Below are 7,079 nucleotides of genomic sequence, written 5' to 3'. Positions count from 1 at the left end.
CTTCAATCGGATAACTCACTCTTGTTCCCATACAAAAAACACCTCCAAGTCTTATTTCGGATAACAACTATCCGTTTTCAAACTTGAAGGTGTTTTTTATTTGTCTCATCTTATGGGGTCAGTCCCGCAGGAGACGGCTTTTTCCTATTGATTCAGCTTCCATTTAAATGGATCTTCAAACAGCGACCAATCGGAATCAAACTCATATTCAGTCAGCAAACATTGATCAAGCTTCTTTGTAATGGCTTCTTCGTCCAAGTCTGTTCCGATAAACACCAGCTGCGTCAGACGGTCGCCAAACTCTGGGTCCCAATCCTCTAATATTTCCGGCTCCTGCTGTTTGATTTGCTCCTGTTCGAGCTTCGGCATCGCCGCCACCCAATAGGATACCGGCTCAATCGTTACGGACGGGCCGGCTTGAGACATCAGAAGAGCGAGGCTGTTATGCGATGCGCACCAGACGATGCCTTTGGCGCGGACAACATTTTTAGGCATTTGATCCATCCAGTGATAAAAGCGCGTTGAATGAAACGGCAGTCGTCTTTTATAAACAAATGAAGAAATGCCATATTCCTCGGTTTCCGGGGTATGGGCTGCATGGCCTGCCGTCAGCTCTCTTATCCAGCCGGCAGATCCGCTCGCTTCCTCGAAGTTAAATAGCCCTGTATGTAAAATCTCCTGCGGCTTGACGTTCCCTTTGACAGCGCGAATGAATTTAGCCCTTGGCTGCAGGGTGCGAAGGACTTTCTCAAGCTGTTCAAGCTCTTGCTCGCTGACTAAATCACATTTATTTAAGATCAGAACATCGCAAAACTCAATTTGATCGATTAACAGGTCGGCAATTTCTCTTTCATCCTCTTCCCCGAGTGCTTCTTTGCGGTCCAGAAGGCTGTCACCCGACTGATAGTCATGCCAAAAACGATTCGCATCGACCACTGTCACCATCGTATCTAACTCACAAAACTTTGTGAGATCGATTCCCAGCTCTTCGTCAATATAAGAAAATGTCTGGGCCACCGGGATCGGTTCGCTGATTCCCGTCGATTCGATTACGATATAATCAAACCGTCCCTCTTTTGCCAGCTTCTCCACTTCGACTAACAAATCCTCGCGAAGTGTGCAGCAAATGCAGCCGTTTGACATTTCCACTAGCTTTTCATCTGTTCTGGAAAGCCCGCCTTCCTGCTTAACCAACCCAGCGTCAATGTTTACCTCGCTCATGTCATTTACAATAACGGCTATTTTTAAGCCTTCGCGATTTTGCAATATGCTATTGAGCAGTGTTGTTTTTCCCGCGCCAAGATAGCCGCTTAGTACTGTAACCGGAATTTTTTTCATGTGATCTCATCCTCTCAAAATAGAATTATTACGATTTAAATCATTTACTTCACCGTTTGTGTAATAGTGAATGCCGCTTTTCGCGCCCCAGAAATATTTCTCGCAGTCGGCCCGATTTCAAGTTCCGCAAAGGCACCCATCACGTATAACCCGTTCCCCCATTGCAAATCCTTGCCGACAATCGGAAAGCCGCAGCCGGCAAAAGGCAATTGCTCTGCTTGCGCTGCTTTTTGAACCCACTCGAATCGGCTGATGTCAGAGGCAAAGCCTGTTGCCAGCGCGATATGTTCGAATGTGTATGACGATTCATTTTTCTTCAGCTGTATGTACAGCCGACCGTCAGCTGTTTTTTGACATGATATCACTTCATCCTGAATGACCTTTATCCTGCCCTCTTCTCTATAGACAGCAAGCTTTCTTGAGATGTCCTTCGGGAAGGAGCCGCGATGTCTGGCGTTTGTGATCCATTGCCTTCTCTTTTGATAGTCTGACGTTTTGCTGAATCTTTTCATATATTTCGGGCCAAGCCAGCCCGGATCACTGTCAAAATCATAGGTGCGAAACGGATGCCTCACGAGCATCGTTACGTCGTACCCGTCATCTGAGAGCTTGATGGCGTAATGAGCCGCCGTGATCCCTCCGCCCACAACTGCCGCACTTCCACCTTCCTGTCCTAACCCTTGCACATCCCTGTCAAACACGTGATAAATGCCGTCATTCTGAAATGGCTTTGCCCACTCCGGCCAGCAAGGCTGTTGTGAAAAACTCATAGCTAGTACAACTCTTTCGCTCATGATTGTTTCGGAGGCATCTGTCCTCACTTCCCACAATCCGTTTCTCCTTCTCAAGTCTGTCACCATACCTCTCTTCCACGCCTGATCAATATGTATCTCATCCAATACCGTTTCACAATGCTGATTAAAAAGCGATAAAGAGGGGCGCTTATACCTTCCGAAGAATACCTCCAGCCACTGGCTTTTATCCGCATACGTTTGCAGGCTGAACGGCTCGGTATCCATGTGATGAACCGATGGAGAGCGTAAATAGTTCATCCGAATGCGGCCCGTATTTCGTTTCCAGCACTCAAGAGGCTGTTCATGAGGATCAATGACCACAAGATCCTGTATAGGCACCTTTCCGCTTTTCACCAGATGCACAGCCAAGGTCGAGCCTTGAATTCCGCCGCCAATGATAAGCCATTTATACATAGGAGTAACTCCTCTCTGCACAAAACGTAATTATTACGATTTAAATCGTATGTTCTTTTTCCCTTTTTGTCAACTGCTTTCTATCAGCTGATCACAACTTTTGTGTGGTCAGGTATGTTTTTGTATATCCATGTCGTTGGAGATCCATCCAAACAAACCATCTCAAAACGACCAAATTATGTTGAAGTTTAGATAAAACAAACTCTATCGATCTTTGTTATAGAATAAGAGTTAGATGGATATGGGGAATTTTTTATCGACTGGGGACAATTGGCATTACACAAAGTATACAAGCTTCATAATAAAATTATGCTACAGGCCAATCCTCTAATTTTAATGTTTTTGTCATTTGCTCAATCTCTTTTTAGTACTCCATCCATCATAATGTGATAATTGGTCCCATTTTATTGTTGCTGAGGGTTTATTGATAAAGATCCCATGCTTGCATCTTACATTCAGTTGAAGAGTTTCATTCAAAGAACTTTCATTCACATCCATGAATATTCGAAACTTCATTAAATCAATACACGACTTGGATGAGCATCGAACATAGAAATTAATAAACCCCATTTTGATAGAGATTATCCAAAATGGGGGTTGATTGATAATATTCAATTAAGTCGCTGCTCTATCTGCGACTTTATAAGTGGACTGCTCATTAAAAGCATACGAAGCGCCAGAAACACCAACAATGCCAAATAAAAGCGCTAAACAAATTGCAATTTTACATTTTTTCATTTAAATGTTTCCCCCTTTGAATTTGTTTGCGTGCTTCAATTGCCAATTGATAAAAATCGACCGCATCATGTCTTTTTTCTTTGTTGGTCAGAAAATCAGCAACAGCAACAGCGTATTCTTCCATGTCACCATACAGATTTTTTTCCCTGAAGAACTCGAACACTTCTCTGAGTGTCTGCAAATCAAATGATAAATAAAGCCCTTTAACGAGTTTCAGTTTTTCTGCTACCTCTTGATTATTATGACGTTCTGCAATCTTTTTTCCTTCTTCGTACAATTTTAATGCAGCCTGAAGGTCATTTTGTTTTGCCTTAACATAAGCTAAATTAAAGACCGCTTTTGACTCATAGATATGTTTCTGGGCCTTATGAATTTCATAGGCAATTTGAAAATGTTTTTCTGCATTGTCAAGTTCTTCAAGATGATTATAACATAATCCTACATTAAAATGAGCAGAACCAATTAAATGCTGCTCACCTATTTTAACAGCATCTTTTAACGCTTTTTCTGCTGTTTCTAAGGCTTCTTCATAACACATTTTATCAAGCCAGTTACCAAAGATAACAAACTGGCAGTGAACCATTTCTTTTCCATATGTAAGATTGCCCTTATCGTCTTTCTGCCGTTTAAAAATAGCGTATGCCCGTTGAGCATAATTCATGGAGAAATGAGTCTCTTTCATGTAGTAATAGACCTCTGACACTTTGAAATAGAACTCTGCCTTATCTGTATTTGCGTTTTCATCTAATAAATCAAGATATCTCTCGGCTTCTCGATAATATGTTAAAGCAATGACTAAATCTCTTGTCCGGAAATGATACATCCCGGTGAAAAAATGAAAATAAAATTCAATTGTATTCGTAAGAGATTCCGGAGCAAGGTTTTCTCTTGTCTCTTTAAGGCCCTCAAAAACGCTGTCAATATCTTTAACAGAGTCAGGCTCTAAATAAGAAAGCATAATCTCATGCCTCAATTTTAAGAGCTGAAGGTAAACTGCAACCTTCTCGTTTTTCTCCATCTTATTAAATTCATTCTCTACTTTTCTTTTCATTTCCTTTGCTTTCTCTATTCGGCCTTGTTTTATTACAACATACCAGTGATTTATGTCTGTGGTAACAAAATGATATGGGATTAAATCAGGGACAGACAACGATTTACCTCCTTTTCTTTACATTTATTAAATATTATACCACTAAAGACATGTATCAATAGTATTATTTTTTGAAAAATCTCTCTATTCATCCTAATTATGATTTAAAAAGTAAAAAGCCCATATCAAATGATATGGACTCGTTTTTAGCTTTCTTTCTCTTCTACATGAGAAGAACAAGCTGACATCAGAATTACCGACGCAAAAACAGAAATAAATAAGAATGAAAGCTTCATAGTCATTCCTCCTGTTTTGAAAACCTAAGCTTCGCATAGGCATCGTGCAGATGAATTGATTCTTCGTTGCGGCATTCAATATCAAAGGCCGACACCCATTCAAGCTCATACAAGTCTGCGGCAATGAGACGGGCCAGATCCTCAACAAATCTGGGATTTTCATAAGCGGTTTCCGTTACGGCCTTTTCATCCGGACGCTTTAACACCGGGTGCAGTCTCGCGCTGGCATTTGATTCTGCAACGTGAAGCAAATCCGCTTTGACATCGACTGGGAGCAGTGCCGCCGGATGAATATCTGCCAAAATGCTGACCGTTCCTCTCTGATTGTGGGCACTGTATTCACTGATTTCCTTAGAGCAAGGGCAAAGAGTCGTTACTTTCGCTGAGATACCGGCCCGCTGTTTAAACAGCTGATCTTCGTGATAGGCAACAGACATCAATATCTCAGCATGCATCAGCCCCGCTTTCTCCAGCATTGGACTCTTTCTTTCGAAATACCACGGGAACCGCACTTCGACGCAAGCCGAGATTTGATCCATGTTTTCTGCAAGCTCTTTCGTAAATTGCTGAAGGGAAGAAAATGAGAGAATCCAGCCGTTTTGATGATAGCGTTGAAGCTGCTCTGTTAACCTGCTCATATTGATGCCCTTCTGATTCCGCTGCAGGCTGGCGGTCATGGTAAAGTTCGCTGCTGTCGTTTGCTGAAAAGGCTTCATCGCTGAGGCAACAGTAACCGGGTGAGACACATTGGTGACACCTACTTGCTGAATATCAAAAAAATAGTCTTTTCTGATATTCTGAAGATCCTTCATGTTCTCCTTTTCCACAGGCTTTTGCCCTTTCATGGGACTGACTGACCCAAAATAGTGAAGACGCTCCGTTTTTCCCGGGAGCAGAATGTGCTGTTCCAATCAGAAAACTCCTTCCGATTTAAATCGTAATAATTACTATTTATTCTGATCGGTTCACGAGTTAAAATCAAGAGAAAGTTGAAAACAGCAAAAAAAGACACGCACAATCGCGTGTCTCCCATACAAACATCAAACATCCGCCGGGCTGCTTTCCGTGCTCCAGCTTTTTCTCCAGTAATATCCTGCGGCAATCACAAGCACAAACGCCAGCAATGCGATACAGGAAAATGTGATAAATCCGATGGCATATGTGCCTGTCATCTGTTTTAATGACCCTAAAATGTTTGGCAGAAAGAAACCTCCGATGCCTCCTGCTGCGCCGACGATTCCCGTCACCATTCCGATTTCTTTCCGGAAGCGCTGCGGGACGAGCTGAAACACTGCTCCGTTGCCCATTCCGAGTCCCATCATTCCGACAAATAAAAGGATGATAACGATTGAAAGAGACGGCAGACTGCTGACTCCGGCCATGCAAAGGGCCACAATGACAAACAAAACAGAAAGAACCCTCGTGCCCCCGACACGATCTGAAATCCAGCCCCCTACAGGCCGGAAAAAACTGCCGGCTGCTACACATAATGTGACGAAATCTCCTGCATGAATTTTTGACAGCTGATATTGATCGACGAAGAATATCGCCAAAAAGCTGGACAGCCCCACAAAACCTCCAAACGTGACGCTGTACAGCAGACAGAAAAACCACGTTTCCTTTTGTCCGAACACCTGCAAATAGTTTTTGAGCGGCTGCGGTGCTGGTTGTTCAGGGGAATTCTTCGCCATGAAAACAAATAGAACAAAGACGATGATCAGAGGAAGAAGCGCAATTCCCATCACACTGTGCCAGCCAAACTGCTCTGCAAGCCGGGGGCCAAACAGTGTCGCAAACAAGGTGCCGCTATTACCCGCACCCGCTATCCCCATTGCAAGTCCCTGCAAATGAGGCGGATACCACCGGCTTGCCATAGGAAGCGCAACAGCAAAGCTCGCGCCTGCCACGCCAAGCAGAATGCCGATCGCATAAAGTTCAGTCAGCGACCGGCCTCCAAATGTCCCCCAAAGCAGCGGGATCATTGTCACCAGCATCCCGATGACAGCTGTTTTTTTCGGACCGATTCTGTCCGTTAACACGCCTAATATGATCCGAAACACAGACCCCGATAAAATCGGCACAGCCACGACAAGTCCTTTTTCAAAGGGAGACAGGCCAAAATCCTGAGAAATATAAACACCGAGCGCTCCAAGCATAACCCATATCATAAAACTTACATCAAAGTATAAAAACGAGCAGAGCAAAGTGGTTGGGTGACCGCTTGTTTTCAGTTCCGACAGCTTCATAACATTCCCCTTTCTTGACCCATTAAAAATTTCAATTTTCTGAATTAAGAATATATGACCTTATTTTTTCGGAAAAGACATGTGTAAGCTAATGTGACACGTTTAATGCGTTAACTGAGCATTGTGCCATAATTTTTGATAGGAGAAAAACTTACAAGCTGAG

General features: G+C 43.1%; 6 protein-coding genes. All 6 read right to left on the bottom strand.

Annotated features, from left to right (window positions below; translation table 11 throughout):
* Positions 1-144: 144 nt before the first annotated feature.
* The gene (zinU, locus tag LJF29_RS16590; RefSeq protein ID WP_229149724.1) at positions 145-1,338 is read right to left on the bottom strand and encodes a zinc metallochaperone ZinU; all 1,194 of its coding nucleotides are present in this window, start codon (positions 1,336-1,338) and stop codon (positions 145-147) included.
* 44 nt (positions 1,339-1,382) lie between these two features.
* The gene (locus LJF29_RS16585; RefSeq protein WP_229149723.1) at positions 1,383-2,546 is read right to left on the bottom strand and encodes an FAD/NAD(P)-binding protein; all 1,164 of its coding nucleotides are present in this window, start codon (positions 2,544-2,546) and stop codon (positions 1,383-1,385) included.
* A 615-nt stretch (positions 2,547-3,161) separates the two neighbouring features.
* Positions 3,162-3,284, bottom strand: coding sequence for a hypothetical protein (locus LJF29_RS21195; protein ID WP_267496093.1), 123 nt, complete (start codon positions 3,282-3,284; stop codon positions 3,162-3,164).
* Entirely contained in the window at positions 3,271-4,434 is a 1,164-nt protein-coding gene (locus LJF29_RS16580; protein ID WP_168746898.1) for a tetratricopeptide repeat protein, read from the bottom strand. Before LJF29_RS16580 ends, LJF29_RS21195 begins: the two co-directional genes overlap by 14 nt.
* A gap of 238 nt (positions 4,435-4,672) precedes the next feature.
* Positions 4,673-5,581 (bottom strand): GTP cyclohydrolase FolE2, encoded by a 909-nt coding sequence (folE2, locus tag LJF29_RS16575; protein WP_229149722.1) that lies wholly within the window; start codon positions 5,579-5,581, stop codon positions 4,673-4,675.
* A gap of 129 nt (positions 5,582-5,710) precedes the next feature.
* Complete coding sequence (locus LJF29_RS16570) at positions 5,711-6,916, bottom strand: MFS transporter (protein WP_229149720.1); 1,206 nt, start codon at positions 6,914-6,916, stop codon at positions 5,711-5,713.
* Between the last annotated feature and the right edge of the window lie 163 nt (positions 6,917-7,079).

The sequence above is a fragment of the Bacillus sp. LBG-1-113 genome, assembly GCF_020708615.1.
Classification (GTDB): domain Bacteria; phylum Bacillota; class Bacilli; order Bacillales; family Bacillaceae; genus Bacillus; species Bacillus mojavensis.
The sequence above is the reverse complement of the archived record's forward strand: the minus strand, read 5'-3'. Positions and strand labels throughout refer to the sequence as shown.

Excerpts from the sequence above, each read along its gene's own strand:
- zinU (WP_229149724.1), bottom strand. The coding sequence starts at position 1,338 with ATGAAAAAAATTCCGGTTACAGTACTAAGCGGCTATCTTGGCGCGGGA.
- LJF29_RS16585 (WP_229149723.1), bottom strand. The coding sequence starts at position 2,546 with ATGTATAAATGGCTTATCATTGGCGGCGGAATTCAAGGCTCGACCTTG.
- LJF29_RS21195 (WP_267496093.1), bottom strand. The coding sequence starts at position 3,284 with ATGAAAAAATGTAAAATTGCAATTTGTTTAGCGCTTTTATTTGGCATT.
- LJF29_RS16570 (WP_229149720.1), bottom strand. The coding sequence starts at position 6,916 with ATGAAGCTGTCGGAACTGAAAACAAGCGGTCACCCAACCACTTTGCTC.